22 protein-coding genes are annotated in these 25,093 nt (G+C 39.5%); 13 read left to right on the top strand and 9 right to left on the bottom strand.

Annotation, left to right across the window (positions count from 1 at the left end):
* Positions 1 to 41 precede the first annotated feature (41 nt).
* Positions 42 to 746 carry a hypothetical protein gene (locus DI060_RS13375; protein WP_244594405.1) on the top strand — a complete coding sequence of 235 codons (705 nt, stop codon included), beginning with the start codon at positions 42 to 44 and terminating at the stop codon, positions 744 to 746.
* Positions 746 to 1,882, top strand: a complete 1,137-nt coding sequence (locus DI060_RS13370) for an LIC10486 family protein (protein WP_108977447.1) — start codon at positions 746 to 748, stop codon at positions 1,880 to 1,882. Before DI060_RS13375 ends, DI060_RS13370 begins: the two co-directional genes overlap by 1 nt.
* Before the next feature lie 6 nt (positions 1,883 to 1,888).
* Here DI060_RS13370 and leuS read toward each other — a convergent pair whose 3' ends face one another.
* On the bottom strand, positions 1,889 to 4,489 hold the full coding sequence (gene leuS, locus DI060_RS13365) for a leucine--tRNA ligase (protein ID WP_108977445.1): 2,601 nt from the start codon (positions 4,487 to 4,489) through the stop codon (positions 1,889 to 1,891).
* 556 nt (positions 4,490 to 5,045) lie between these two features.
* Here leuS and DI060_RS13355 point away from each other — a divergent pair.
* A complete protein-coding gene (locus DI060_RS13355) occupies positions 5,046 to 5,768 on the top strand; it encodes an ABC transporter ATP-binding protein (RefSeq protein WP_108977441.1) in 723 nt (240 codons plus the stop codon).
* Positions 5,765 to 8,302, top strand: a complete 2,538-nt coding sequence (locus DI060_RS13350) for an ABC transporter permease (protein ID WP_108977439.1) — start codon at positions 5,765 to 5,767, stop codon at positions 8,300 to 8,302. Before DI060_RS13355 ends, DI060_RS13350 begins: the two co-directional genes overlap by 4 nt.
* A 55-nt stretch (positions 8,303 to 8,357) precedes the next feature.
* On the opposite strand, the gene fcpA is transcribed toward DI060_RS13350, so the two are convergent.
* Positions 8,358 to 9,254 carry a flagellar coiling protein FcpA gene (gene fcpA, locus DI060_RS13345; RefSeq protein ID WP_108977437.1) on the bottom strand — a complete coding sequence of 299 codons (897 nt, stop codon included), beginning with the start codon at positions 9,252 to 9,254 and terminating at the stop codon, positions 8,358 to 8,360.
* Between the two features lie 231 nt (positions 9,255 to 9,485).
* Here fcpA and DI060_RS13340 point away from each other — a divergent pair, with 231 nt between their 5' ends.
* Genes DI060_RS13340 through panB form a run of 3 tightly spaced genes read left to right on the top strand, consistent with a single transcriptional unit; the run spans position 9,486 to position 11,600 of the window.
* Positions 9,486 to 10,358, top strand: coding sequence for an ATP-binding protein (locus DI060_RS13340; RefSeq protein WP_167837006.1), 873 nt, complete (start codon positions 9,486 to 9,488; stop codon positions 10,356 to 10,358).
* On the top strand, positions 10,355 to 10,828 hold the full coding sequence (gene folK / locus DI060_RS13335; protein WP_108977435.1) for a 2-amino-4-hydroxy-6-hydroxymethyldihydropteridine diphosphokinase: 474 nt from the start codon (positions 10,355 to 10,357) through the stop codon (positions 10,826 to 10,828). Before DI060_RS13340 ends, folK begins: the two co-directional genes overlap by 4 nt.
* Complete coding sequence (panB, locus tag DI060_RS13330) at positions 10,803 to 11,600, top strand: 3-methyl-2-oxobutanoate hydroxymethyltransferase (RefSeq protein WP_108977433.1); 798 nt, start codon at positions 10,803 to 10,805, stop codon at positions 11,598 to 11,600. The genes folK and panB overlap by 26 nt, the downstream gene beginning before the upstream one ends.
* Here the strand turns inward: panB and DI060_RS13325 are convergent.
* Genes DI060_RS13325 through DI060_RS13310 form a run of 4 tightly spaced genes read right to left on the bottom strand, consistent with a single transcriptional unit; the run spans position 11,597 to position 15,142 of the window.
* Positions 11,597 to 12,646 (bottom strand): 3-deoxy-7-phosphoheptulonate synthase, encoded by a 1,050-nt coding sequence (locus DI060_RS13325; RefSeq protein WP_108977431.1) that lies wholly within the window; start codon positions 12,644 to 12,646, stop codon positions 11,597 to 11,599. The two genes, panB and DI060_RS13325, sit on opposite strands and share 4 nt — an antisense overlap.
* 4 nt (positions 12,647 to 12,650) lie before the next feature.
* Complete coding sequence (locus DI060_RS13320) at positions 12,651 to 12,980, bottom strand: rhodanese-like domain-containing protein (RefSeq protein ID WP_108978124.1); 330 nt, start codon at positions 12,978 to 12,980, stop codon at positions 12,651 to 12,653.
* 11 nt (positions 12,981 to 12,991) lie between these two features.
* On the bottom strand, positions 12,992 to 14,929 hold the full coding sequence (locus DI060_RS13315; protein WP_108977429.1) for an ABC-F family ATP-binding cassette domain-containing protein: 1,938 nt from the start codon (positions 14,927 to 14,929) through the stop codon (positions 12,992 to 12,994).
* Between the two features lie 45 nt (positions 14,930 to 14,974).
* The gene (locus DI060_RS13310; RefSeq protein WP_108977427.1) at positions 14,975 to 15,142 is read right to left on the bottom strand and encodes a hypothetical protein; all 168 of its coding nucleotides are present in this window, start codon (positions 15,140 to 15,142) and stop codon (positions 14,975 to 14,977) included.
* 117 nt (positions 15,143 to 15,259) lie between these two features.
* Here DI060_RS13310 and DI060_RS13305 point away from each other — a divergent pair, with 117 nt between their 5' ends.
* Positions 15,260 to 16,096 (top strand): YihY/virulence factor BrkB family protein, encoded by an 837-nt coding sequence (locus DI060_RS13305; RefSeq protein WP_108978123.1) that lies wholly within the window; start codon positions 15,260 to 15,262, stop codon positions 16,094 to 16,096.
* Here DI060_RS13305 and DI060_RS13300 read toward each other — a convergent pair.
* Complete coding sequence (locus DI060_RS13300; protein WP_108977425.1) at positions 16,093 to 16,515, bottom strand: hypothetical protein; 423 nt, start codon at positions 16,513 to 16,515, stop codon at positions 16,093 to 16,095. The two genes, DI060_RS13305 and DI060_RS13300, sit on opposite strands and share 4 nt — an antisense overlap.
* A 114-nt stretch (positions 16,516 to 16,629) precedes the next feature.
* Between DI060_RS13300 and DI060_RS13295 the strand changes: the two genes are divergently transcribed.
* From DI060_RS13295 to DI060_RS13285, 3 genes are all read left to right on the top strand, one after another.
* Positions 16,630 to 17,181, top strand: a complete 552-nt coding sequence (locus tag DI060_RS13295) for an LIC12231 family lipoprotein (protein WP_108977423.1) — start codon at positions 16,630 to 16,632, stop codon at positions 17,179 to 17,181.
* Positions 17,178 to 18,095, top strand: coding sequence for a sulfite exporter TauE/SafE family protein (locus tag DI060_RS13290; protein WP_244594404.1), 918 nt, complete (start codon positions 17,178 to 17,180; stop codon positions 18,093 to 18,095). The genes DI060_RS13295 and DI060_RS13290 overlap by 4 nt, the downstream gene beginning before the upstream one ends.
* A 67-nt stretch (positions 18,096 to 18,162) precedes the next feature.
* Positions 18,163 to 18,969, top strand: a complete 807-nt coding sequence (locus DI060_RS13285) for an EAL domain-containing protein (RefSeq protein ID WP_209452047.1) — start codon at positions 18,163 to 18,165, stop codon at positions 18,967 to 18,969.
* Here the strand turns inward: DI060_RS13285 and DI060_RS13280 are convergent.
* Entirely contained in the window at positions 18,966 to 20,162 is a 1,197-nt protein-coding gene (locus DI060_RS13280) for an Acg family FMN-binding oxidoreductase (RefSeq protein ID WP_108977421.1), read from the bottom strand. The genes DI060_RS13285 and DI060_RS13280 overlap by 4 nt on opposite strands.
* Positions 20,163 to 20,222: 60 nt before the next feature.
* On the opposite strand from DI060_RS13280, the gene DI060_RS13275 reads away from it, so the two are divergent.
* Together DI060_RS13275 and DI060_RS13270 are read left to right on the top strand one after the other, a co-directional pair.
* The gene (locus DI060_RS13275) at positions 20,223 to 20,873 is read left to right on the top strand and encodes a DsbA family oxidoreductase (RefSeq protein WP_108977419.1); all 651 of its coding nucleotides are present in this window, start codon (positions 20,223 to 20,225) and stop codon (positions 20,871 to 20,873) included.
* Between the two features lie 89 nt (positions 20,874 to 20,962).
* The gene (locus DI060_RS13270) at positions 20,963 to 24,064 is read left to right on the top strand and encodes an efflux RND transporter permease subunit (protein WP_108977417.1); all 3,102 of its coding nucleotides are present in this window, start codon (positions 20,963 to 20,965) and stop codon (positions 24,062 to 24,064) included.
* Here DI060_RS13270 and DI060_RS13265 read toward each other — a convergent pair.
* On the bottom strand, positions 24,051 to 25,067 hold the full coding sequence (locus DI060_RS13265; protein ID WP_244594403.1) for a DUF2804 domain-containing protein: 1,017 nt from the start codon (positions 25,065 to 25,067) through the stop codon (positions 24,051 to 24,053). The genes DI060_RS13270 and DI060_RS13265 overlap by 14 nt on opposite strands.
* Positions 25,068 to 25,093 lie beyond the last annotated feature (26 nt).

Raw genomic sequence — 25,093 nt, 5'->3', positions numbered from 1 at the left:
GTGTTCCTGTCAATTTTTTATAGTCTGTAGCAGAAGATTCAATGGAAATACAACTTTCGCCTCGATTTCTAAATGCTGTGGACAGAGCCATCGCACAGAACAAAAAAATTTCCATGATCACTTATGTGTTAGGTGATTTGGGCGAAACCAAACTCAAATACATACTCTCATCTATTCTAAAAAAAGTAAACCGTGAAGATCTCATGGAACTCATGTACACCGCTGCAAAGGAATTGATCGTCAATTCCACAAAGGCTGCTATCAAACGAATCATTTTTGATGAACTTAACTTAAACATTAACAATGCACAAGATTATGAAGCAGGTATGATCCACTTCAAAAGCAATCTAAATGAGAGAAAGTTTCCTTCCTATAAAGAAAAGATGAAGGAAGCTGGACACTATGTAAAGATTCGTTGTATCTACCAGCCGGAGCAGCTCACTCTGGAGATCCGCAATAATTTTCCGTTAATCCCAATCGAAGCCGAGAGAATCAAAGAAAAATTTTTGCACGCCAAAAAATATGACAATCTTTTCGAATTCTTTATGGAACATGGGGATAATACGGAAGGTGCTGGCATGGGCATTACGATGGTAGAAATCTTGTTGTCACAGTCAGGTTTTGACCGACGATTATTTTCTATCTTTTCTTCTGATCGTTCCAAAGAAACTGTAGCAAAGGTAGAAGTTCCTTTGGAGTCGATTTCGCTTGCCAAAACCAATCCCGAACAATTACTTTTAGATTAATGTCAGAATTGCATTCCAAATCCGATCTTTTAAAACGTCAGGCTGAGCTTCTTGGTTTGACGATGGAAGCCGTGTTTACAGATGAACAGGCAAAAGAAGTATTACAAGGAAAGATCACAGATGCCTACCTTGTAAAAATCAAAATGGATTTGGATAATAAAACAGGTATCATTTTGATTCTGGCATCTTCCATTCGTAAACATATCTTAGAAGTGTATTCTGTTTTTGGCTCTTCTACAATCTTTCGTAGGATACGTCCTTTTGCCGACTTTTTCCAGATCTCCACAGATTTAGCGGATATAGGTAAATCATCGGATGGTTACGATGCCCAAATCTCAGAATCAGTAGGACGAATTGTATACCGCTTTTTCACAAAGGAGAAGTTAGAAGAGTTTTTGCCTCTCTGGGAAAAGAAAGACCCATCTCGTCTTTCCGACCAAATTGAACCTTTGGTACTGAACGGGATGAAGGCAGGCAAAGCTAAGTTGCAGGCGGAGATTGATAAACTTTCCAGTGCGAAATTTCGTTTTGATAATCCTATGAAGGGTTCTATTAGTCCGATCGAAAAGCCACAAGAGGAAGTCGCACCGGCACCAGAACTTTCCTCCGCTCCAAAAGCCCCAACGGAGATGAGTAGCCTCGAGAGACAGATCCAATTGTTTCGGCAAAATGCCCAAAGAGAAATCCCAGTGAATACCGTGATTTCTCCCATTAGTGGTGTGGACTTTGACAATTTACTTGTGGGACAAGAAATTTTATTTCGGATCCCTCCAGACCATCCAGATGCTCTTCCCAATGCAACAGCACTAGGTGCACTTGATAAAGAAGGAAAGGTCTCTAAAGAACCGATAGTTGGTAAATTTAAGGGCATTGCGTCCGCAAAGAATGAATACCATATCTTTGCAGAGGGCCCAAACCAGATTTTATTGCACTCCATTGAGGAGAGCCCAGTTAAGGTCGCCACCCCGAAAGCGATCGCTTCCGTCGGATCAAACCAAGATAAGAGTGGTCAGGTGGCCTTACCTAAAAAGAAGCCTGCAGAACCTCAAAAAACGGGCAATCTGTACTCTTTGATCGGTGTATTTGTGGCTTTGATTTTGATCGCTTTTTTGGTTTTTATCTTAACCGCTTTTTAAAATGGTTTAGGCTACAACTAAGTTCACCAGTTTTCCTGGCACATAGATTTCTTTTTTGATTTCCTTTCCTTGTAGGAAAGGGATCACCTTTTCCACTTCTTTCGCTTTTTGGATCGCATCTTTGGATTCTATATCTTTTGAGGCTATGAATTCACCTCGCATCTTTCCATTCACTTGGACAACAATGGTAATCTCTGCATCAATGACATATTGGCTTTCCCATTTTGGAAATGGAGTGAAGGCCAAGGTTTCCTTGTGGCCTAATTTTTCCCAAAGCTCCTCGGCTAAATGTGGAGCGAAAGGAGCAATCACAAGTACAAAAGGTTCCAAGATAGACTTGGGTCTTGACTTCACTGCTGTCATTTCGTTTACAAAGATCATCATCTGAGAGACAGCAGTATTAAAAGAATAGTTCTCAATGTCTTCCTTGACTTTTTTAATCGTCTTGTGTAGAATTTTGAGTTCTGCTTCCCCGGCCGGTTTTTCTTCCACATAGAAGGATTCCTCAGGACCAGAGTGGTACAACCTCCATACTCTGTTGAGAAAGCGAAAAACTCCTTCGACGCCGTTTTTACTCCAGGGTTTTGTCATTTCAAAGGGCCCCATAAACATCTCAAATAGTCTGAGTGTATCGGCACCGTATTCACCCACAACATCGTCAGGGTTGACAACATTGCCTCGTGACTTAGACATCTTTGATTTGTCTTCACCTAGGATAAGGCCCTGGTGCACTAACTTCTGGAATGGCTCTGGGCTGGAAACATGGCCCAAATCAAAAAGAATTTTGTGCCAAAATCTGGAGTATAACAAATGTAATACGGCATGCTCTGCACCGCCGATATAAATCTGCACAGGCATCCAAGCCTTTTCCAAATCTGGATCAACCAAACGATTTGTATTTCTTGGATCAATATAACGAAGGTAATACCAACAAGAGCCAGCCCATTGCGGCATGGTATTTGTCTCTCGGCGTGCCAATTCTCCCGTCTCAGGATCCTTGTAAACCAGCCAATCAGTGGCATTGGCCAAAGGGGACTCACCTGTGCCAGAGGGCTTAAAGTCTTTTACATCTGGAAGTAGAAGTGGTAGTTCTGATTCAGAAAGTGCTTTGGGTGTACCATCCTCGAAATGTACAATTGGGATTGGCTCTCCCCAGTACCTTTGCCTAGCAAACAACCAATCCCGGAGTTTGAACTGAGTCTTTTTCTTTCCGATGCCAATGCCTTCTGCCCAATCAGCAACCTTTGCAAAAGCCTCTTTGTAATGGAATCCGTTGATATCTAATACGGAGGAAGATGAATTGATACAGACAGAATCCTTAGAGTCAAAGGCTTTTCCCTCTTCCCCTTTCCCATCAATGACAGAAAGGATGGGAAGCGCATACTTTTTTGCAAAATCGTAATCTCTCTGGTCATGTGCGGGCACTGCCATGATGGCTCCTGTTCCATAACCGTACAAAACGTAATCAGAGATATAGATTGGGATTTTTTTGCCTGGAAGGAGAGGATGGTCCGCAAAGGAGCCAGTGAATACTCCTGTTTTTTCTTTATTTAGCTCTGTCCTTTCCAATTCACTTTTTAAGGAGCATTCTTTTTGGTAAGCTTCGATTTCAGACTTTGCTTCTGGTTTTGTGATTTGTGGAACAATGGGATGTTCAGGGGAAAGGACAAGATAGGTCGCACCAAAGAGAGTGTCGGGCCGAGTTGTGTAGACAATGATTTTGGCAGACTGTTCCGAAACGGGAAACTCGAGTTCTAGGCCTTCGGATTTTCCGATCCAATTTCTTTGCATTTCGAGGGTTGAGACTGGCCATTCGCATAGTTTTAGGTCTTCCAACAACCTCTCCGCATAGGCGGTGATTCTCATCATGTATTGGCGCATCGGGCGCCTTTCGACAGTGTAGCCTTTGGAGACCCACTCCTCGACTTCCTCATTGGCAAGAACGGTTCCTAGAGCCTCGCACCAATTGACTGGTATATTGGCTTGGTAGACCAAGCGGAAGTGGGCAAGGATGTCTTCTTTGGCCTTTCGGTCTTTGGTTTTCCATTCTGATGCGGAAAAACCAAGAGATTTTGGCAATTCTATCCCTTCAAAGCCTGTAGAACCTTTGCTTTCAAAGCGTTCGATGAGTTTTGAGATAGGTTCTGCCTTTTTGCTCTCACGGTCAAAGTAAGCATTATAGATCTGTAGAAAAATCCATTGGGTCCAACGGTAGTAATCAGGGTGCGTGGTTGAGATTTCTCTTTCCCAATCGTAGGAGAGTCCAAGCATTTTGATCTGCTTTCGGAAATTGTCTATGTTGTTTTTTGTCGTGATCTTTGGGTGTATGCCCGTTGTCATCGCGTACCGTTCGGCTGGGAGCCCAAAGGCATCCCAACCCATTGGGTGAAGGACTTCGAATCCTTCCATACGTTTGAATCGGGAGATAATATCGGTAGCGGTGTATCCTTCTGGGTGGCCTACATGGAGACCTGCTCCACTCGGGTAGGGAAACATGTCTAAGCAATAGAATTTAGGGAGCTTGGAAGAAGGATCGGTTCGGAATGTATGCTGAGTTTCCCAGTAGGTTTGCCATTTTGACTCAATGTTTTGAAAGGGGTAACTCATCGACTAACGGATTTAAACGGTTCTCCTTTTACTTTCTCACAGAATCAATGATTTTTACAAGCTTTTTGAAGCTCTGGGCAAGACAAGTTTTGCAAGTCTCATTTTGGTAAAGGATGGTAAAAGTGCCACAAACCCGACACGCTTTGATTTCTTGTGAATTCAATGGGTGTTCCGTTGTCATATCAGTCTCAGTTTCGCATTCAAGCATTCTAAAATGTCCTAATTTATACAGGGCTTATCGACAGTGCTGTGCATAACTTTGAAAGATCCATTACGACTGGATCACAGGAGCACTACGATGAAGTTACTGTATATTAAAACCCCAGTCTGGGGTCAAAAAAAATTAGAGAGACAGGACAAAAAACTATCCGATTTTTTTTTAAAATTTTTTTTTGAAGTAAACATAGTCTTGGAACAAAAAAACAAAAAGAGAAAAAAGAAAAAAAGTGAAACAATTGTCAATTATCGCTTGTTATGTGAAAAAATGCGTTTTAAATGCCCATAACTTGTCACAAAATTTATGTTATGCGGTTAAATTTACTGGGGGATTAGCCTAATGTTAGAATTTTCAAAAGTCTCAAAATCATTTCCATCAACACCGGAATCGATTCATGTGCTAAAAAATGTTTCTTTTCGTGTAGAGAGTGGAGAATTTGTGGCAATCATTGGACCATCTGGTTCAGGAAAATCGACTTTGCTCGGTATGGCAGCTGGTTTAGACCAACCTGATACAGGAAACATTCATTTCGATGGCATAGATTTGACAAAGAAATCAGAAAAAGACCTAGCAAAACTGCGATCCGAAAAAATTGGTTTCATCTTTCAAAACTTTCAATTGCTTCCAGGACTGAATGCGATTGAAAATGTTGGAATTCCTTTGTACTTAAATCGTAATATAGAAGAAAGAGAAATACATGAAAGAGCGAAATCACTTCTAAAAACTGTATCAATGGACCACCGAGCAAATCATTTCCCAAAACAGCTATCAGGTGGTGAAGAGCAAAGGGTGGCTATTGCGCGCGCATTTATCAACCAGCCAAAGATTATCTTTGCAGATGAACCAACGGCAAACTTAGATTCGAAGAATAGTGCTGCGGTTTTGGATTTATTGCTTCATAGAAACAAAGCAGAGAATACCACTTTGGTGATTGTTACTCACGATCCTGCCGTGGCTAAATTGGCTGACCGAATATTGGAAATGAAAGACGGAGAATTATTCCTTCCTAAACCAAAAAAACCTAATAAAAAAGCCATGATTGCAAAGAAGAAACGAAGATGAATCGAAAACTCATTCAATTCTATCTACGCAGAGAGCTATTATTTCGACCTGAATACACGCTACTTTTATTGCTCTCGATTTCCTTAGGTATCGGTTCTGTCATTGGCATTTCCTCATATAGAGAGGCAATCCAATCCGCAATCCAAAAGGAAGCAAAGCAGTTGATGGGTGCCGATATTGCTTTACAATCTGCTCAGGAATTTACAACAGATGCCAAAGAAATGATTCAAAATGCTCTACCTGTTAATTCGGAGCAAAGTCATTCCATCCAATTTCTTTCTATGTTACTTTCAAAATCAACAGGAGAAAGTTCTCTTTCCTATATCAAAGCTTTGGAAGGGAACTACCCTTTTTATGGGGAAATGTTAACCGAACCGAAAGATGTCTTTCAAAGCCTTGGTCAGAATGAGATATTGTTGGATGAAACGTTAGGTAAGAATTTAAAGCTCAAGATAGGTGAACAAGTACAGCTTGGATCTTTGTCTCTGAAAATCAAAGCATGGATAAAAAAAGAGCCAGGAGCGGTTGGCTCTTTTGTGGGGGCTGCTCCTACTTCTATCATACGATCTTCTGCTGCAATGTCTTCAGGTTTAATCCAAAGAGGGAGTAGGATACGATACACAACGTACTTAAAGTTTCCATTGCAGGTGGATTCAAATCAATGGAAAGAAACACACTTTGAATCATTCATCAAAAATGATATCACCATTTATCACAATACAGAAGTAAACTCAGGATCCCAACAGTTTTTAAAAAATACGTTTGATTACATGTCTTTGTTGGCACTTGCAGGTTTCTTTCTTGGTGCTATTTCAGTTTATGCTTCGATACGAACAAGGATCCGCGAAAGAAAGAATGAGATTTCAATTTTGATGTGTTTAGGGGCTGAACCAAAGGTAATCTTAATTCTAGTTTTGAGTGAGATTTTAGTCATCACTAGCCTTGCCACAGCTTTTGGAATCTTATTGGGTTTTCAAATCCAAGATTGGATTCCTTCTATCACAGGATCTGAGTTTTTGTTGAGTCTTCAGCCCCAAATTTCGCTCCAATCTTTTTTTAAAAGTATTGTCTTGGGTATTTTGATTCCCGTATTGATTGCAGTTCCTCTGCTAATAGAGGCGAGTGGAACAAAACCCTTATCTGCTTTAAAAGAAGTCGATTCCAGAGAGGATACACGGTCTGAACGGAGAATCCAATTCTTATCTATCTTTGGAATCTACGTACTTTTTGTCCTAATTGCAAGCATTGAAACGAGCTCTTTTATAAAGGGATCGGTCTTTGCTGTTGTGTTAGTTTCCTTGCCTGTTTTGGTTTTTGTCCTATTGAAAGTGATTGGATTTTTCCTGAACCAATTCACAGAAAAATATCTCATCAGTAAAGAGTGGAGTCTCGTTTTCAAAAAGTTTACACGCAAATCAAGTAGCCTTCAGCTATCACTGATCGGACTTGGGAGTGCTTTGTTCATTCTCTGTCTTTCCTTTATTTTACAAGAAAGTTTATTAGAATTAAGTGGAGCAAGAGAAATAGAGCGCCGTCCTAATATCTTTCTTTTGGATATAAGAAAAGAACAAAAAGATGGGATCCAAGAGATCATAAACAGATTTCCAATTCAAAAACAAATCACAGCACCAGTGATTGGCGCTCGTTTAACAAAGGTAAATGGAGAAGGCATTAAAAAGGAAAATATGGTACGGGATGCGAGGGAGCGCACTTGGAGAGCCACTGCTCGAACTAGGGAATACTTTTTGTCATATCGAGACGCGCTTTATGATACAGAGAAAGTTACCAAAGGAAGTTGGTGGGGATCGGAAGCCAAAGATGAGATTTCAGTGGAGAGAGAATTTTCTGGATATTTGGAGGCGGATGTCGGAGACAGCTTGACCTTCAATATACAGGGAGTTGAAGTCCAAGGTAAAATTAGTAACCTAAGATCAGTCAATTGGTCTGATATGAAGCCCAATTTTGTCGTACTATTTTCTAGGGGTACCTTAGAAAGAGCCCCCTCATTTTTGATTACATCACTTTTGCTTGAATCGGGAGAGGATCGATATCAGTTGCAGAAAGCAATTGTTTCCAAATACCCAAATATTACGGTGATTGATACAGAGAAGACGATACAAGCTTTCTTGGGTATCCTAGAGAAAGTAACGCAAATGATTCGATTGATGACATTGTTGATTTTGATGAGCGCTTTTGTGTTGGTCTTAACTTCTTTATATTCAAGCCAGTTTGAGAGAAAGAAGGAGTTTTCACTACTCCGGGTGATTGGGAGTTCCAATGAATTTTTGCTAACATATTTTTTGCGTGAATCATTTTTGATTGCAAGTTTATCATTTTTCATTGGATCCGCATACTCGTTGCTTGCAAATGAAATACTCAATCGAATTGTGTTAAACTTAACATCTGTGATTCCTTGGACAGATTTGTTAGTTACATTTGTATCGGTTGTGGTTTTGAGCCTGCTACTTTACTTAACCGGCATCGGAAGGCTGTTTTTTATCCCCTCAAAACGTTTGCTTAAGGAAATTAAGTAAAAAAAAAAACCCGACCTTTTGGTCGGGTTTTTGTATTGAAAGAGATGTTCCGGGATTATTGTGCTACCGAGATAACCTCATCTTTATTGATGATGTTAACGATATGTTTGTATTCTGGAGAATCTTTTCCATACTTCAATTCAGTAGCGCGAAGTAAGTGAACGTTCTTTTTGTAACGGTATTTGAAGAGCATGTCATCCGGACCTTTTGTCTTTTTGATCATGTTTTCTTCGAAAGAGTAGCAGCTTGCAAGGTATTTGTGAGCTGGGTATTCTTTCTCATTGTCATCGATTTCAATGTAAAGCTCAAGAATTGGAATACACTGAGGAAGATTTTGTAGGTCATACTCAGCCATGATCCATGAACGATAAACATCAGATAACAATCTCTTAAATTCTGGTCTTTCTCTTAAATCAGGGTTTTTAATTTCATCTAAATGGTTGATAGCTTTTGAGAAATAATTCAACGCGTCTTGCTTCGCTTTCATTTTTTCGCGAGTGACAACACGTTCTTCTTTCGCTCTTCTATCAACTTTTTGCCAATACCATTTTTCATCTAAACGTTTCTTCTCTGCTTCTTCTTTTCTGTATTGTTCAGTCCATTCTCTATTTTTGAGGATGGTGTTAACTCCAGATTGGTAGTTTGAGAGAGCTAATCGAAATTGGTTGTTAGCAAAAGTTTTTGAAAGTTGGTGCAACTCTTGGAATGTTTTGTTATAACCCTTATAATCTGGGTTTTTCCATAACGATTCATCATCCATAACTTTCTTGCGGAGTTCTTTCTGAGGTGCAGTTAATTCTGCGTCATCGTTCTCAGGAACCAACTCACCTTTCAAAAGTTCGTCGACTTGATCTTTCGCCGCTTGGCTGTCTGCCGCTGTGTTTGCATCCTGAGCAAAAACTGCTCCTGCAAATACAAGTTGGAGAATGAGGAGATATTTGAAAATCTTCATAGTCATTTGACCCTTTGTCTCTTTCAATATTAAAGAGGAGACGGAAATCTTTCTCTTCAAAGAAAGTATCGGACGCCCGTAGGTCAATAATAACGAATTAACCCTGAAAAAAACTATTTTCTTTCAGATTTTCGCTACATGCGGCTCAACTAGGGGACATAATTATCCAAATTTACCAAAAATCTCATTCCTTGACAAGAGGGCTTCCTAAGGTACTCTGCAAATTGAGCGATGATTTTATCAGAAATCACATCCTTTCGAGATGGCAATCCACAGTGTAAAACCTGCGGTGGGGTTGGCTTTTATTTAGAGGAACAAGTGCGTGGTTCAAGGGCAGGTGCACTTTCTCTTTGCCATTGTGTGGGAATGGAATGTAATACCTGTGAGGCGAAAGGTCAGGCACCCTACCTGGTCTATGACAAAAGCCAAAATACTATGATACCTTGCGTTTGCCACAATGCAAGGTTTTCGATCAAAAAATGCGAGCGTTTGGTAGACCAAGCAAATATACCCCCTCGCTATCAATTTCAGTTTTTATCCACAATCGATTTAGGAGAATCCAACACTGACCCTGATCTCTCTTTTATTGTAGCTCACGATTGGGCCAATGAGCTTGTCCATCATTTTGAGGATCCAAAGTTTGCTAGAAAGGGTTTTTATCTCTGGGGAGGTACTGGCTCTGGTAAAACATTATTAGCCTGTGTTATATTGAACGAACTAATCTTTAGATATGGAATACGATGCAAATATGCGAAAGTCAATAAAGACTTTCTTTCCGCCATTCGAGATACCTACCAAACAGATAGTGATACCCATGGCCAGGAGAGATTCATTGAACGAGAATTGGCAAATGTAGATGTACTCGTCATTGACGATTTTGGCGTACAAAAAGAAACAGAATTTAGCAATCGAAAGTTATACGATTTGATAGATAGCAGGTATGAACAGGATAAACTCACTTTGTTAACTTCCAATCATTCTTTATCCGAATGGAAGGAGCGTGGTCAAGGTAGGATTTTCTCCCGATTGAATGAAATGACAAAGGAAATCCAATTAAAGTGTCCCGACTATCGACTGAAGCATGCTGTGGATAGAAGCTCATGAAGTATCGGGGGATTTCATTCTTATCTTTGGGTTCTAACTTGGGAGACCGGCATCATTTTTTGGACCAGGCCATTTGGGAAATCGAGTGCATGCCAGAAGTCCAGATAGTGAAAAAATCGATTCGTAAAGAAACAGCCCCTTTAGAAAATACAAACCAGCCATATTTCCTAAACCAAATCCTAAAAGTTAGAGTTTCTTCTTCTTATACATTGCCTTGTTTTCTGGAAAACTTGCTCGCGATTGAAGACAAGTTAGGTCGAAAACGAAGATCTTGGAAGGGTCCAAGAGAAATCGATATAGATATTCTAAGCTTTGAAGAAGTAGTTATGAATACTGCAATGTTAACGCTACCTCATCATTCGCTTTTTACGAGACCATTCATTCGAGAAATAGTAAACGAAATGGGAGAGCTAGATTTGTACTCACGTTTTGACGGAAGTGTCTATGAAAAATATCATTCTTCAGTTTAAAAAAAAATACGAAGCGCGCAGCCCAATTTCGGTCATTACTTGCTATGACTATAGTTTTGCTCGTTTGTTTGCTGATACAAATGTTGATTGTATATTGGTTGGAGATTCTCTAGGAAATGTAATCCAAGGGCAATCATCCACAATTCCAGTAACTCTAGATGAAATGATATACCACACAAAAGCGGTCAATAGAGGTGCTCCAGGAAAAACTGTTATAGCCGATATGCCATTTATGTCCTACCAAATATCGGTAGAAGAGGGAATGAGATCAGCAGGAAGGATAATGAAAGAGACTACTGCTGATTGCGTAAAACTAGAAGGTGATTCAGATTTGGTTTTAGAGCTCACAAGGCGACTAACGGAAGCAGGTGTTCCTGTGTTTGCTCACCTTGGCCTGACTCCTCAATCAGTACACACATTAGGTGGGCATCGTGTGCAAGGAAAAACAGAAGAATCTCAAAAAAGAATGCTGGAGAAAGCAAAACAATTGCAAGATGCTGGTGCCTTTGCTCTCGTTTTGGAGATGATTCCGGAAAGCTTAGGGAAAGAAATCACCGAATCTCTCCAAATCCCAACCATTGGAATCGGAGCAGGTCGGTTTACATCGGGGCAAGTTTTGGTTATGCAAGATTTACTCGGAATGAACGAAACATTTCGCCCAAAATTCCTGAAAACTTTTGCAAACTTATCAGAACAAATCAAAACAAGCGTGAATCTCTACCACTCCGAAGTGGAAGGGAGATCATTCCCTTCACAGGAGCATACTTTTTAGGGTCTTTTTTTCACTGCATTGGCAAGTGTTTCTAACATGGGTACTGTGCTCTCCCAAGAAACGCATGCATCTGTAATCGATTGACCGTATGTCAATGGCCTTGCATCAATTGACTGATTGCCTTCTTTTAAATGACTTTCGATCATTACACCTAAAATATATTTTGAACCAGAAGCCACTTGGCGTGCCACTTCCTCCAAAACACCAGGTTGTTTTTTGAAATCCTTTTGGCTATTTCCATGAGAACAATCGATCATCAAACGGTAAGGAAGGTTATTTTTTTCGATTTGTGCACCTAACTCATTGACTGTCGCCTCATCAAAATTCGGACCTTTGTTATGGCCCCTTAAGATGACATGCGTATCAGGATTTCCAGCAGTTTTGAAGATAGCAGAACTTCCTTGGTTTGTAACAGACAGAAAATGGTGGGAAGCACCTGCGGAACGAAGTGCATCAATTGCGATTTGGACATTGCCATCTGTGCCATTTTTAAAGCCAATAGGAGCAGATAAACCTGAAGCTAACTCTCTATGGATCTGGCTCTCTGTAGTCCTTGCGCCGATTGCTCCCCAAGATACTAGATCAGCAACATATTGCGGAGAGATCACATCCAAGAACTCTGTTCCACAAGGCACACCCATATTGTTTAAATCAAGTAAAAGTTTGCGTGCTGTAGCTAGCCCCTTATTGATATGGAATGAGCCATCCAGGTCAGGGTCATTGATTAATCCTTTCCAACCGACTGTAGTTCTAGGTTTTTCGAAATAAACCCGCATAACAATGAGTAGTTCATTTTTAAGTGAATCAATATATGGTCTGAGTTTGGAAGCATATTCCATAACCGCTTTTGTGTCATGTACAGAACATGGTCCGACTACTACCAATTGTCTTTTGGTGTCTTTGCCATGAAGTAGGTCTGAGATTTGTGCTCTCGTCTTTGTGACTAAATCTGATGCAACGTCAGATAATGGATACTCCTCTACAATGACAGAAGGAGGAATGAGGCTATGTTGTTCCAGAATGCGTAGATTGTCGGCGCGTTTCATACTACTAATACTTTTTCATTGTCGGATCAACTTGGTCAGAATAAGCAAGAATTCCGCCTGCAACATTCTTACAATCCTTGAAACCGGAGTCTTGCAGAATCCCACAAGCCATACCAGATCGTCCTCCAGAGCGGCAGTAAACGAGGATTTCATTTTCTTTTTGGTCGTTGAGTTCAGCTACTCTCATAGACAATTCCCCGACAGGGATCAATTTGTCCGTGCCTGGGATCAAGGCGATCTCTTGCTCATTTGGATTTCTTACATCCAATAGAAAGAAACTATCTTTGCCTGCCTTCCGAGCATCGAGTCTTTCTTTGAGTGTTTTTACGTTGATCTCATGGATATTCATATTTTTGCTCCTCCCATCTCTTCCAACTCTAGAGTTGCAAGCTCCCATCTAGAAGTTAGACTCGCAATCTCATTTTTAATTTCATTATAGGTATCCATTTCTAATTGGTAGCTGCGATTTTTAAAGAATTCTGGATCCTGCAAAAGTTCTTCTTTATCTTTTTTGTTTTTCTCAAGTAGAACAAGTTTGGATTCAATTTCTTCGATCTCTTTTTCCAATTTTTTGCGTTTGTTTTTACTAACTGAAGAACTTTCTTTTTTATCTACTTTTTTCTCAGTTTTTTCTGGAGCCAATTGTTGGGATTCTTCTTCTTTATGGAATTTGAGATAATCCTCAAAACTACAATTCAAATTATGAAGTTTCCCTTGAGAAAGCTGGAAGGTTCTATTGCAAAGGCCTTTTAAAAAATCAGGATCATGGCTAATAATCAGAAGTGAACCAGGATACTCGATCAAAGATTTTTTCAAAGCTTCTCGGATGACAATGTCTAGGTGATTGGTAGGTTCATCGAAAAAGAGACAGTTGGTTTGCATTTGAACAAGAAGTGCAAGTCTCAATCGGCTCTGTTCACCACCAGAGAGTAATTTCACCGACTTAAAAACACCTTCGCCAGAGAATGCAAAATGACCTAGTAATGATCTCGCCCGTTCATCATTCAAATCTGGATAGTTTTTCTGTATCGTCTCAACAAGATTAAGGGAGTCATCTAAATCATCCCCATGAGTTTGAGAGAAATAGCCCAATTTTGTTTTTGGTCCGTAGTAAACTTTGCCTTTTTTTAATTGATGTTTACCGAGCAAACAACGCATAAACGTTGACTTACCAGCACCATTTGGCCCAACCAAAGCGACTTTGTCTCCTGCAGAAATTTCAATTTCGGCATCATGGAAGATCAAATTTTCGATGCCAGTATTTCTATCAGGGTAAGCAAAACTTGCTTGTTCTAATCGAAGAACAATACTACTTGATGGAGTGAATTGAAATGAATAGTCTGGTTTTTGGTTCCAAAAAGAATCTTCTGGGTTTTCTACCTTGTCTCGTTTGTCCAAACGTTTGAGAACAGATTGTACTTGTCTTGCTTTTGTAGCCTGAGCTCGAAATCTTTCCACCCATTCCAATCGACTTTTCAGATAAGCTTCTTCTTTTTCAAACTGAACTCTTAATTTTTCTTGGATCTCATTTTTTGCTTCAAAAAATTCTTCAAGGCTTCCCTCAAATTCGAATACTCCATTTGGATTGAGCTCTACAATGGTGGATACAGTTTGGTTCAGAAATTCTGGATCATGTGTAACTAAGACAAAGGCTTGGTTTTGTGAAATTAGATAGTCAGCTAACCAATCTTTTGTTTTATCATCCAAATGATTGGTTGGTTCATCTAGAAGGAGTAAATTATGTGGATTTAAAAGTGCGATGGCCAAACCAATTCTATGATGATAACCTGGTGAAAACTCTTTCGTTTTTCTCTCGAAATCAGAGTTTGCAAATCCTAATCCGGAGAGGATTTTTTTTGCTTTGGCTTCGAGTCCATGTAACTCATGTTCATGGGCATAATCTTCTAGTTCACTTTGTTCATGTAAAATCGATTCAAATTCGGAATCACTTTCCTTAATTTGTTCAAATCTTTGTTCTATCTTCTTTCTTTTGAGAGCGTAGTCTCGGTATTCCAAATTTCCATCGAGAACCGTATCAATGACCGAAGATTCTGGATGGAAGTCTGGAATCTGTTGGAATAGAGAGAGCCGCGTACTTTTGGAACGGACAACCTCGCCGCGCTCTGGTTTCAATTTGCCTACGGCCATTTGGAATAGTGTGGTTTTCCCAGAGCCATTCGGGCCGACAAGGGCTACTCTGGCTCCAGGTTTGATGTGCCAGCTGAAGCCTTCGAATAAGGTCTTAGGACCAAAGTGTTGGTGGATTTGGATGAATTGGATCAAGGGAAATGGTGACCCAAGGCCAAAATCGGCCTATGGGTGGGGGAATTAGCCTTTCTTTTGGGCGAGTAATTCCTCTTTTCTTTCGTTCAAATGGCGGATGTATTGGCTAGAAGAGCCGTTCATCGCCTCTTGGGATTTTTTGATCGCTGCATCGATTTCGGCAATGGTCATTTTCGCGATCTTTTTGTTTTTCTTTTCTTTTTCTTCTGACATGGAAGTTTTCCCCTCTTAGGTACATCACTGAGATTTTTCCAGACTCCCGATTGCCAGGCGATCCGCAAGAGAAATATACTCCCCAATTCCAAGAAAAGAGAGGAAATGGAGAAATCTATGCCTAAGAAACAATCCAGAGCCCGCCGATTTTTTTCAATGGTATGGTCAAAAGACGTTCATGGATTGGCGTCTGAGTTGTCCTTTACATTTTTACTTACCTTATTTCCCTTGTTAGTTGTTTTTGTCAGCCTTTTGGGACTCCTACAAGATCCGAAAACGATCAATCTGATCACAGATCAGCTAGGTAGGATTTTACCTGCTCCTATTTTTTTGCCCATTGATAAGAGTATTGAAAATCTAACAAATATTAAAAATTATAAAATCCTCACACTCAGCATATTGTTTTCTATTCTTTCCAGTTTTTCCATATTTGGTGCGATCATAAAATCTCTTCGAAAGATTGTTGAGCCTGATATTCCCATCAATTTTGGGCAGTCGCTTTGGTTGAGTCTAAGGATGATGTTGGGAAGCTCCCTTCTAATATTAGTATATTTTTATATTTCATATGCACTTTTCCACATTGAAAAGTTTTTTTATAAAACGGGAAAGATATCCATCTTTCGAAAAAATCCAGAATTCTTCCTTGGAATCATTGCGATCATTTTGATTTCTAGTTTATTTTCCTTTTACTATTCTTTTTCAACGAGTAAAAGATCCTCTCTTCGAGATTGTTTACCCGGAGCATTTTTTGCTTCTATATTGTTTGTTGCATTGACTTTCGGATTTCAATACTATTTGAAACTCAAAACAGTGGGTGTAAATTATTCCTTTGCTTATTATCTATTATCCAAGATGGTAGTACTGATGTTATATGCCTATGTCAATAGTACATTCTTTTTATGGGGATTTGTTTGGAACCAAACTAGGTTAAAAAAACAGAAGCAAGTAGATTAATATAATTGAAAATCTGGTTCCAAGATTCGCGGACAAAATGAAATGATAATTCCAAAGTAATGTCTTGCGATGGCATGAAATTTCCAAACACCTGTGGAGGAGAGCAAGTGATTTGCGCTTTCTTTGGAATATCCTCTTTCTTTAAATAGGGTATCCAAATTCCAATTCTCTTCGCCAGGAATGACCTGAACTTTCAGAAAAGCATAAAATTCATTTTGGTTTGGGAGAAAACGAAATACTAAAGAGCGTCCCGCGAGAGGATTTCGTATTGTAAATGCCATCCAATTTTCGTTAGCTGATTCTTCGGATTGGAGAGAATATAACTCCCAGCCCAATTCATTTTCGGTTCCAAAAAATTCACGAAAGCTAGATTGAAATGCAATATGAAAATCGTAGGCAGAGTCTTTTGGCAAACTCATGATAGATTCTAGTTTTAAAAAAACATGGATTTATGGAAGAAAAAATTCGAAAAATTGACTTCAATGAGTTGAATGATATAAGGAAAGACTTAAGTTGTCCTAAGGAGGATTTAAATGAAGCTATTTACCATATTCCTTTTTCTACTCATTTCCATTCAGAATTGTATCATAAGCTATCGAGATTATCCCAAAACCCTGCCTTTGCCAGATAAAGAAAAAAGCAAGGATGCTACTTTTGTTTATAATCTACCAAATTTTCCTCAATTTAATTTAGGCGGTCGAGAAGCACTCAAGGCTTATTTTGACCAAAAAACTCAGTTTAAAAAAACAGTGGAAGGTGTGGACATACCAAGGAATGGTTTTCTTGTCAACGTGAAGGTTGACTATCGTAGCCCAAGCAAACCTGCCTTAGCTTTTTTAGCAGCATCTACTTTGACAGCGACGCTTTTACCAGCTTGGTCCAAACAGGATGGTTACGACATACGCTATAAATTATATAAAGATGGAAAAGAAGTGAAAGAATTCGAATATCATATTTATCGAAACTACGCACAATGGTTGCCTCTGATATTTGGAATCTGGTACAATGGAGAGACTGCAACAGAGAAGGAAGTCTTTGAAAAGGTAACAGAACAATTTTTTAAGGATGCGGCGGAGTATTTTTGAATTTGTTTGATTTTGGGATTTTTTCTGAGTCTAGTTTCGGACTCTACCCAGGCTTACTCATAGTTCTTTGTTTAGGATTTTTTGTAGGTTACCTTTCTTCCTTTCTTGGGATCGGCGGGGGGTTTATATACACTCCCTTCTTTCACACTTTTTTTCACTTATCCGCCGTACAGGCAGTAGCCGTTTCCTTGGCGCAGATGCCATTGTCTGCGCTCTCGGGATTGTTTGTCTACTTTCGCGGAGGAAAGATTCGATTTGCTCATGGTTTTTTACTCCTGATTACCTCTATACCGACTGCACTTTACATAGCTGATCGATTTGGTAAATTTGAAGATACGGAACTGGGAAAAAAAATTGTATTCGGTCTTCCCCTTTCTGAATTGGTATACCTTTTCATATTCACCTTCTTTTTGAGTGTATTAGGTATTTGGAATTTAGTATCTGCAGAGCGGAAAAAGAAAAAAAATGAAAGTACAGTATCCCATTCGGAAAGTCAAAACTCTGAGAAGGATCAAAGAACCAAAAATAGGCAAGTGCTATCCGTACGTTCAGTATCCTTGCTGCTGGCCGTAGGGATCGCCTTTGGTGCTACATCCTCCCTTTTGGGGATAGGTGGTGGATTTCTCGCAGTACCTTTGTTTGTATACTATTTTCGGATGGAACCTATAGAAGCAGTTGCCACGTCCTTTTTAGGTATTTTTTTCACTTCTATGGGAACAACAGTTTGGTATTTTTTCCAGGGCAAATTGATCATTGAGTTGGCCTTGGTCGGAACCGCTGGCGGATGGATCGGAGCCAGATTGGGATCTATGAAAGCGATCCGATCCAAACCTTATGTCATTTTGCGAGTTTTGGGTGGGATGCAGTTAATCGTAGTTACATGGTATGCGGTTTCAAAAGTATTAGGAAAATAAAATATTCTTGAAACAGGGAAGGTTCCAATCAATATATGCCCACACTAGGATGAAGGAAAGGTAAACAATGAGACCAGCAAAGATCACTTTTCCAGAAGAATTTTTAGAAAGTTCGGATGGGATTACCTTACCCAAGAAAATTTCCTGCGAAGCATGTCGTAGTGGAGCAGGATTGGATTTCGATTTTACGATGGCCTTCCAAGCAATTGTTGATTTAGATACTAAATCCATTTTCTCGCAAGAAGCACTCGTTAGAGGAAAAAACCAAGAGTCTGCCGGTTCTATTCTTTCCAAGGTCAATGACAAAAACCGATATCAATTTGACCAGGCTTGCCGTGTGAAGGCGATTGAGCTTGCGAGTCGATTGGGAATCGATTCTTTTTTGAACATCAATTTTTTACCCAATGCTGTGTATCGTCCAGAGACTTGCATACGAACAACACTCGATGCATCAAAACAATTTTCCTTTCCGCAGAGCAAAATCATTTTTGAAATCACCGAAGGGGAAGAAGTCACCAACCCAGAACATATTATTAGTATATTCAGAGAGTATAAAAATATCGGATTTTTGACAGCCATCGATGACTTCGGCGCAGGGTATTCTGGATTAAACCTTCTCTCGAAATTTTTGCCCGACTTAATCAAACTTGATATGGCTCTGATTCGAAATGTAGATCAGAACAAAAATGCTCAAATCATAATTAAGAATATTATGAATATGTGCAATGAGTTAGAGGTAAATGTGATTGCTGAGGGCATAGAAACTCAGGAAGAGTTAAATGTGCTTAGAGATAGTGGCATTCGCTATTACCAAGGTTACTTATTTGCGAAACCGAGTTGGGAAAGCTTAGCGATCGTCACATATCCCAACTAGAGCAAAATATCTTTTAGATCTCTCCGAGGAGAGCTAAACATATAATCACTTCTACCCAACCTGGCTAAAAGCTGGATTCTTTGGTTGTTCTTGAGTCCAATTTCTTTTGCGATTTGTTCGTGGAAACCTTTGCTTTCTTCGTTATCTTGAAGAGATTGGTTCATCGTATGAAAAGCGATCCCTTTGGCAGCACAAGCCAAAGAAAATCGCATAAAATCTCTTCCTGTTTCAATCCATACTTTTTGAGAATCACTTCCATTTGAAATGAAACATACGTAAGCTTTGCTTGACTCAACTTGTTTTCGAAAAGAATCCAAGGTAAGTTTTCTGGTAGAATCTGAGTGCCAAAAATCATGATCTAGGCTCATGAAGAAATTACGCACAAACCATAGTTTAAGTCCTGAAAGTGCGTTTCCCTCTAAACACAAACCGTCTCTCTTTTGGTACAATTCTGAGTCTTTTAAGCGAAACCAAATACGTGTTACTTCATTTGCTGGTATTGACTTTAATTCTCTATCAAAAGCCTCCACGATGATGGGATTTAATCGGGCAATTGCTTCTTCACCTGTTTGGAACTTTGCTGAAATGAATTGAAGTCCAGCATAAGTTTGGATTTCATTGAGTATCTCTGTATTGAGATAATCGCCAGAATAAACATCTCGATTCATCATTCTATTTTTGATAGCAAAGAATAAAAAATCATGTTTACACTCATGTTTTGCTGAGATACTAAATCTCGCTACGGGTCGTCGCAGTAAATCATCTTTGGATTTTGGAATGCCCTTTGGAAACAAATCTATATTGGCATTGTACATCAAAGAATCTGCCGTAAGATAGGCTAGTTCTAAAAATGTTCCTTGGCTATGATAGAACTGTCTCTCTTTTGGGTCAATGCTCGGAAGCAATCGATTTGGATCACCATACAATTCGAACGCATTCTCAGATATTTTTTTGATTTTCCAGGGTTGCGTATTATGTGAGTTTGGTGCCAATGTAGCAGTTAGAAGAATCAAATCGATAGGTAGAGAATATCCCAATGATTTTCCAAATCCGATTGGGTCTTCCCTGTGAGAAATGGCATCGTACTTTTCGTATGCAAACAATTTTGTAATCTCAGTAGCGGGTGAAATAAGGATTCCTGATAGAAGAGTATTTTTGATAAATTTTTTTCTGGAAAGGGGATTTATAATCATTTTAATTGTACGAATGCCTCGCTAGATACGTTTAATGAATAGGAGTCCGTTTTGAAATCAATGAAAATAGATATCGTTTCTGATGTTGTCTGTCCCTGGTGTTATGTTGGTAGGCAACATTTAGAAATGGCACTTAGCTCGATGGCTTCCCAAGTTCAAGCGGAGATTCACTGGCGGCCATTTGAGTTGGCTCCTAACATGCCGCTGGATGGCCTCCCTTACAAAGAACATTTGTCTGCAAAATTTGGATCCGAACGTGCCGTCGAGGCGGCCTGGGAACGTCTCACAGGACTCGGCAAAAAGATCAATATCAACTTTCAATTCTCCAAGATTCCAAAGGCAGTGAATACAGCCAATTTACATTCCCTCCTTTCTTTGTTTCCCGGCGAGGCTAAGCAGGATGAGATGGCTCTTCGGTTCTTCAAGGCCCACTTTGAGGACGCAAAAGATCTCAGTGATATTGAAATCGTATACCAAATCACCAAAGATCTCTTGAGCTCAAAAGAGACATTGGATCAGATTTGGAATGAGGAAACTAGGATCGCTGAAATTAGATCCGAGATATCCTTTTACCAACAAAATGGAGTTCAGGGTGTGCCGTACTACATTTTCCAAAACAAATATGCATTAAGCGGGGCGCAGCCTCCCGAAGTTTTCCAAGAGGTAATGCAAACAATTTTGAAAGAAGAGAACGAGATTCTTAAATCTTAACCTTTTGATAAATTCTTTACGATTCGAAAAAGTCTAAAATCTTGACCGATAGGTCAAGATTTTAGTTCACCTAGTAAGGTTGATAACCAATGAAAAAGCTCATACATTTTTTTGTATTTAAGCCACTTGTAGCAAATCTCACATTCGTGTTTCTCTTTTTAGCGGGAATCATTTCGATACTGTCCATGAAACAGGAGGCATTCCCCCGGGTGAACTTTAGGCAAGTCCGAGTGCTTACAATCTATCCTGGTGCGAGTCCCGTAGACGTAGAAAAAAAAGTTACGATCCCGATTGAAGAAAAATTACGTGAGGTAGAGGGACTTGATTCTGTACGATCTATTTCGCGAAATTCTGAATCCGATATCAATATCAAAATAGATTTGGAACATAACAATCCCGACCAAGTCGTGAATGATATCCGAAGAGCTGTAGACCGAGTCACGAGCTTACCATCGCAAGTGAAGGATAGACCTCTCGTAATCGAACAAAAAAGTTCCAACTTCCCCGTCTTGGAGCTTGCGATCTATGGAGCCTCTAGTGATAAGCAGCTCCAGGATACTGGTCGATTTTTGGAAGATGAATTTCGAAAAGTTTCTGGGGTATCGCGTGTTGATACATTTGGTAAGAGAAAAGAAGAATGGCGGATTCTCGTTAATCCGGAGCTTAAATCTCGTTATACGATTGGATTTATGGATGTCTTCAATGCGATTTCGAAACGAAACGTAAGTGTTCCGGCGGGTAGTTTTTTAAGGCCAAGGACAGAAGACGTACGAGTTACTGGTGAGATCAATGAAATTGAAGATTTACGTTCTATCCCAATTCGATCCAACGAAACAGGAAATGCAATTCTACTTTCTCAAATCGCAAATCTGGAACCCACGTACGAAAGACCAAGGGTTCTTGCAATTGCTGAAGGAACCGAAGCCTTTGATTTTCAGATCATCAAAAAGGATAGTGCAGACATCATCCAAACTGTAGATGCGGTTGAAAAAAGGATAGAAGAGCTAAGAAAACAATTACCTGAGAATATAAAATTCATCCAATTGAACAACGAAGGACAAAGAGCTAGAAAAAGACTCGATGTTGTGATTAACAATTCCCTACAAGGTCTTCTTCTCGTTTTTATCGTTCTTGTTGTCTTTTTTAGCTTAAGAGATTCCATCTTAACTAGTTTATCTTTGCCACTTACATTACTTGCTGCAACAATAGTCTTTCCAATCGTAGACGTGTCATTTAACCTAATTTCAATGTTAGGTGTCATTATATCCTTGGGAATGTTGGTTGATAATAGTATTATTATTTCAGAAAATATTTATAAATATAGAAGTGAGGGATGGAACGATAAGGATGCGGCGGTGCAAGGCGCTAGTGAACTTGTAGTTCCCATTATCGGTTCTTACCTGACTACTATAGCTGCCTTCTTGCCTATGGCTTTTATGACTGGTATCATGGGAAAGTTCATTTGGCAGATTCCCTTTATGGTGATTGTGTCACTCACTCTTTCATTATTTGAATCTTTCTTTTTACTTCCCGTTCGGTATTCACAATTTGCGCGAAAGACAGAAAAGCGAAGTCCAAACTCAATCAGATATAAAGTACGAACAATTCTTGAAAACGGCTTTTTATCTTTGAAAGAGGGATTTACTCGATTCATTACAAAGGTTGTCAATAATCCTTGGAAGGCTCTCTTTTCCATCCTGGGTGTTTTTATCGGATCTATATTCCTATTAAAAGTGATGAATTTTAATCTTTTCCCAAAGGAAGGAATCGATTATATTTTGGTGAAAGCTGAGTTTCCTCCCGATTATACGGCGAGAGAGACAGCAAATAAAATTAAGTACTTTGAACCTATCCTCTCCCGAATCCCAAAAGATGAGATCAAAAGTTTAATTTTAAAAATAGGGATACAACAGACAGATCCTACTGACCCTTTGACTCGTATCGGGGAACAGTTGGGAATGGCTCAAATCATTCTTGTCCCTGAAACAGAGAGAAAAAGAACCGCACAACAAATATTTGGTGAGTTGGAATCAGAACTAAAAATGTTACCAGAAGCTAATTCTGTTATGGTAGATCTCGTTGTGAATGGTCCGCCAATTGGAGCAGCGGTTACCGTTGCCATTGAAGGAAAAGATTATAAAACTCTGAAACTCATCTCCGAAGATATGCAAAGTTTCTTGAGGTCAGAACCTGGAGTTATCAATATTACGGATGATTACAAACCGGGACGATCCGAAATCCAAATTCGTGTAAAAGACCAGGCTTCTGCCATCACGGGGATTGATACGGAAGTCGCAGCCTCTTATGTTAGGACCGCGCTCGAAGGAATAGAGGCATCTAACATTAGAAAGGGGAAAGACGAAGTAAAGATCGTCATCCAAAACAGTGACCAATACCGAGATAACGTAAATGATTTAGATGATATTAAAATATCAAATAAGTTTGGTCTTTTGACTCCGATTACAGCCGTTACAACAAAAAATACCGTACAGGGTATCGAAGCACTTTACCATAACGACTACGAAAAAGCTATCACGGTATTAGCGGATGTAAATGAAGCGAAAACTTCTTCCAACCTTGTGAACCAGAAAATTTTAGATAAGTATTCCGATATTGGAAAAAAATACCCAGGCTACAAAATCAAATTCCGGGGTGAGCAAGAAGAGACTGCAAAATCAATGGCATCTTTGGCAAAAGCGGGATTCTTGGCTATGTTTGGTATTTTTGCCATCCTTGCGATTATCTTCAATAGTTTAAAAAAACCAATCCTTATCATATTGTCCATTCCTCTTGGATTGATTGGTGTCATCTTTGGATTTTTGATTTCGGGAAAGGCATTGAGCTTCTTAGCAATGATTGGTATCATTGGTTTAGCTGGTGTGATTGTAAACGCCTCAATTGTGTTAGTGGATACCATCCAAGAGATGCAAAAAAAAGGTGTGAGTCTATATGATTCGCTGATACAAGCATCTTCAGAAAGATTTCGACCCATCCTGGTCACCACTATGACCACTATGGCAGGTATGATCCCTACTGCTTATGCCATCGGTGGTTCTGACCCTCTGCTCATTCCGATGACACTTTCCCTCGCTTGGGGATTAGGCTTCGGGACATTTGGATCTTTGATCTTTATACCCGCTTGCTTTAGTGCTTACTATCGAATGAAAAAAAGAGGTCTCACCACCAATTGAGGACATCTTCGGCAAATCCTAAAAACTGATTTAGTTGTAAGGATTTGCCATTATCTAAAACAACGGTGCCCGTAAATTTACCAAACACTTGGTGTTGGATAGATTTTATCAAAAATAAATCCAATTTCGAATTTCGATCAACAATGGGAGTAAAATCTAACTTTAATCTTTGATCATTGCTTGTAAACTTCCAAGGAGCATAATAATTTTGTGTATTCATGTGAAATGTAATCTCATCTAACTTATGTACTTTGCCTTCATAAAATAAGACATTTTCTGAGACTTTACTCCTATCGCTGAAGCCATATCCTAAATTAAATCCAAATCGTTTTCCTTCTAATAATCCAGAAGCAGAGCTCCAGTACCATCTATTTTTATATGTCCAGACTCCTCTTCCCCAATCTAAGCCTCCGAAATCTGTTTCGGGATGAAATGTGTACGTTTTGTTCCCAAAAGCGAAAGCTCCTTTCGCAGATAAACAATTGATCTTGGTGTTATAATAAAATGCCTTACGATTTTCTTTCCAGGAAGTAGCGATATTCATTGATTCATGTGGACCAATAGATTCATTTAGAATAATCTCTCCATGTAATCCAGTTTCCCCGGAAAAGTGTTTCATCATAGGGGCAGAAAATCTTAATTTCCTTTCTTTGCCGTTGACTTGCATCGACAGCTTAATTTTCGAATCTTCGAAGTTTAGATTGCCTTCATAAGAATTGAGTGAGAATCCTGTAGACCCCATAGGTAAAATCGTCATGGTTTCTTCCTGAATAAAATCTCTTTTATCAAAGTCCAAAAAACAAATGGCGGCCAAACCTACATAGCCCAGGTCGGCAAGAGTGATTGTAATGCCAAATTTTTGATCGGAAGAAAGAACGGAATAATAGTCCCATTCTTTAATCCGCCATTTTCCTGCTGCAATTTGACTGCGGTTGTAAATCCAAAGTGGGCTACGAGCCCAACCGTCTTGGTTCAAAGTACCGTCCGACTGTAATAAAGGCATCTGTGTCTGAATTTCCATGAATAAAT

This window comes from Leptospira ryugenii (assembly GCF_003114855.1).
Lineage (GTDB): Bacteria > Spirochaetota > Leptospiria > Leptospirales > Leptospiraceae > Leptospira_A > Leptospira_A ryugenii.
Note: the sequence above shows the minus strand (reverse complement) of the source record. Positions and strands in the feature narration are given on the sequence as shown.

Bases quoted from the DNA above. Each gene is read 5' to 3' on its own strand.
- DI060_RS13305 (WP_108978123.1), top strand. From the start codon at position 15,260: ATGCCTAAGAAACAATCCAGAGCCCGCCGATTTTTTTCAATGGTATGG.
- DI060_RS13285 (WP_209452047.1), top strand. From the start codon at position 18,163: ATGAGACCAGCAAAGATCACTTTTCCAGAAGAATTTTTAGAAAGTTCG.
- DI060_RS13270 (WP_108977417.1), top strand. From the start codon at position 20,963: ATGAAAAAGCTCATACATTTTTTTGTATTTAAGCCACTTGTAGCAAAT.
- DI060_RS13355 (WP_108977441.1), top strand. From the start codon at position 5,046: ATGTTAGAATTTTCAAAAGTCTCAAAATCATTTCCATCAACACCGGAA.
- fcpA (WP_108977437.1), bottom strand. From the start codon at position 9,254: ATGAAGATTTTCAAATATCTCCTCATTCTCCAACTTGTATTTGCAGGA.
- DI060_RS13370 (WP_108977447.1), top strand. From the start codon at position 746: ATGTCAGAATTGCATTCCAAATCCGATCTTTTAAAACGTCAGGCTGAG.
- DI060_RS13350 (WP_108977439.1), top strand. From the start codon at position 5,765: ATGAATCGAAAACTCATTCAATTCTATCTACGCAGAGAGCTATTATTT.
- DI060_RS13325 (WP_108977431.1), bottom strand. From the start codon at position 12,646: ATGAAACGCGCCGACAATCTACGCATTCTGGAACAACATAGCCTCATT.
- DI060_RS13375 (WP_244594405.1), top strand. From the start codon at position 42: ATGGAAATACAACTTTCGCCTCGATTTCTAAATGCTGTGGACAGAGCC.
- DI060_RS13310 (WP_108977427.1), bottom strand. From the start codon at position 15,142: ATGTCAGAAGAAAAAGAAAAGAAAAACAAAAAGATCGCGAAAATGACC.
- leuS (WP_108977445.1), bottom strand. From the start codon at position 4,489: ATGAGTTACCCCTTTCAAAACATTGAGTCAAAATGGCAAACCTACTGG.
- panB (WP_108977433.1), top strand. From the start codon at position 10,803: ATGAAAAATATCATTCTTCAGTTTAAAAAAAAATACGAAGCGCGCAGC.
- DI060_RS13275 (WP_108977419.1), top strand. From the start codon at position 20,223: ATGAAAATAGATATCGTTTCTGATGTTGTCTGTCCCTGGTGTTATGTT.
- DI060_RS13265 (WP_244594403.1), bottom strand. From the start codon at position 25,067: ATGCCTTTATTACAGTCGGACGGTACTTTGAACCAAGACGGTTGGGCT.
- DI060_RS13295 (WP_108977423.1), top strand. From the start codon at position 16,630: ATGAAGCTATTTACCATATTCCTTTTTCTACTCATTTCCATTCAGAAT.
- DI060_RS13340 (WP_167837006.1), top strand. From the start codon at position 9,486: ATGATTTTATCAGAAATCACATCCTTTCGAGATGGCAATCCACAGTGT.
- DI060_RS13300 (WP_108977425.1), bottom strand. From the start codon at position 16,515: ATGAGTTTGCCAAAAGACTCTGCCTACGATTTTCATATTGCATTTCAA.
- folK (WP_108977435.1), top strand. From the start codon at position 10,355: ATGAAGTATCGGGGGATTTCATTCTTATCTTTGGGTTCTAACTTGGGA.
- DI060_RS13280 (WP_108977421.1), bottom strand. From the start codon at position 20,162: ATGATTATAAATCCCCTTTCCAGAAAAAAATTTATCAAAAATACTCTT.